Annotated in this window: 1 protein-coding gene and 1 pseudogene; both read right to left on the bottom strand. The window is 71.5% G+C overall.

Features of this window, described 5'->3' with window-relative positions; genetic code table 11:
- Positions 1 to 202 precede the first annotated feature (202 nt).
- Entirely contained in the window at positions 203 to 844 is a 642-nt protein-coding gene (locus GUY60_RS37535; protein WP_161705973.1) for a SurA N-terminal domain-containing protein, read from the bottom strand.
- Positions 845 to 996: 152 nt separating this feature from the next.
- A pseudogene (locus GUY60_RS37530) lies at positions 997 to 1,601 on the bottom strand (serine/threonine protein kinase); the annotation flags it as partial.

The following is a 1,601-nucleotide window of genomic DNA, read 5'->3' as shown; positions in this document are numbered from 1 at the left end:
GACCCCCTCCCCCAGCTACCGCTGGGAGGTGCCCCCACCTCAAACGCCGGAGGGGCTGAATTTTGCGGGCGTGGGCTGGATTTTGTGGGCGTGGGCTGGTTGCTGGCTGATAGCTCAGCCAAATTTCAGCCCCTCCGGCGTTTGAGGAGGCCCGTCCGGCAGGACTTTCGGGAAGGGGCGGGTAGGGGAGAGAACCGCCGACCTACGCCTCGGAGACGTTGCGCACCCAAGGCATCTTCACGTCCACGCGCCTGCTCTTGTCGACATCCCACGCCCCGTACCTCGGGTTGAGGTCGATGTTCATGGACTTGGACGCCTTCGACAGGGTCTGCCAGAACTTGGCCTGGCCCTGGGGGGTGTTGGGGTCGGCGCCCAGTTTCGCGTACAGCTTCTGGGCCTCGATCTCGGTGCGGAGGCTTTCGTCGATGCGGGTCGCCGGGATGTTGTACTGCTGCAGCCAGCCCGCCTCCAGCGCCTTCGCGCCGCCCGCCTGCTTCTCCAGGTTGCCGCGCAGGCCCTGGATCTCCTTGCGGCTGACGTGCACCCCGGCGTCGGTGGCGGCGCGGTGCAGGACGCGGTCGAGGACCATCGACTGCAGGGTGTCGCGGGTGAGGCCGCCGGTCTTCTCCACGGCCTGGGCGTACTGCCCGGACTTCTCGGTCGCCGACTGCTGCGCCGCCCGTACTTCCGTGACCCGGGACTGGAGTTGCGCGACCGTGATCCGCTCGCCCTCCACGACGGCCGCGGCGCCCGGATGCGCCTCGTTGCCACAGGCGGCCAGGAGCGGGGCCGCGACGAGGAGCGCGGCGGAGACGGCGAGCGCGGTGCGACGGCGGCGGTGCAAAGGAGCCTCCCGGCAGCGAGACGGCGAGCTTGTGCGTCGTTGCACAAGGGCCTTGCGGAGATCGATGTTAGGCAGTGGCCGGGTGTTCGGCCACCGATTCGACCAACGATTCGGCAGGAGTTGGGGGTACGCCCCGTCGCCCGGGGGAGGGCTCAGCCGTGTACCTGACCGAGCCAGTGCAGGGTGCGGCGGATCTCGCCGGGCAGCGGATGGCCGGGTCCGTGCACCCGCTCCGCGTCGTAGAGCAGCCGCGCCAGGGTGTCGTGGGCGCCCACGCGGTCGCCGAGGGCGAGCAGCAACTGGCCGATCCTGCGGCGCAGTGCGAGCGCTGTGCCGGGGTTGCCGACGGTGCTGGCCACGTACTGGTTCTCGTAGAACGGCAGCAGTGCGCGGTACTCGGCGAGCGCCGCGGCCGGTTCGCCGAGCTGCTCCAGGCACTGCGCGGCCTCGTACCGGAACTGCAGGGAGGCCGGGTCGGCCTGGCCGGCCTCGGCGCTGCGTTCGTCGGCGAGGCGGCGCAGCTCGGGCAGGGCGCGGCGGTACTGGCCGTCGTCCAGGAGCGTCGCCGCGTACTGCTTGCGCAGGGTGCGGACCACGGTGGAGCGGGGGCCGTGGTGGGACTCGGCGGTGGGCAGGATCGCGCCGAGCCGGTCGACCGCCTGGGAGACGCGGCCCTCGCCGAGCAGCCGCTTCACGTCGTCGACGGCGCGGGCCACTTCGGACGGTACGGAGGAGGAGGCGGCCGGCGGGTTGAGGG

The sequence above is a fragment of the Streptomyces boluensis genome (assembly GCF_009908195.1).
GTDB lineage: Bacteria > Actinomycetota > Actinomycetes > Streptomycetales > Streptomycetaceae > Streptomyces > Streptomyces boluensis.
This window is presented reverse-complemented; position numbering and strand designations above follow the sequence as displayed.